At 64.1% G+C, this 329-nt stretch carries 1 pseudogene; it reads left to right on the top strand.

The window, feature by feature from the left end:
* Positions 1–329 (top strand): annotated as a pseudogene (locus KVT38_RS33615) (hypothetical protein); the annotation flags it as partial.

Below are 329 nucleotides of genomic sequence, written 5' to 3'. Positions count from 1 at the left end.
GAAACGCCGGGCGAGACGCTCGATCTTTCTCCGCTGCTGGCCGAATTCAAAAAGCATGCGCCAGCGACGCTCGGCAAAACGGCTCCAGCTGCAAACGAGCCGCTGGAGATCGAGGCGCGTCTGCCCGTCGTTCTCGTGCAGCCCGAGATCACGACAGCGGCGCTGCAGGCGCAAGGCATCTCGCGCAAGATCGCCGAGTTTTCCACCTCCTTCGCGGCGAGCGTCGAAGGTCGCGTCCATAACGCCAATGCGACCGCGGACGCCTTGGACGACATCTTGCTTCTGCCCGGCGATACGTTCGATTACGGCGCCGTCGTCGCCAAGGCACG

It is taken from the genome of Cohnella sp. GbtcB17 (genome assembly GCF_019091135.1).
Classification (GTDB): domain Bacteria; phylum Bacillota; class Bacilli; order Paenibacillales; family Paenibacillaceae; genus Cohnella.
This window is presented reverse-complemented; position numbering and strand designations above follow the sequence as displayed.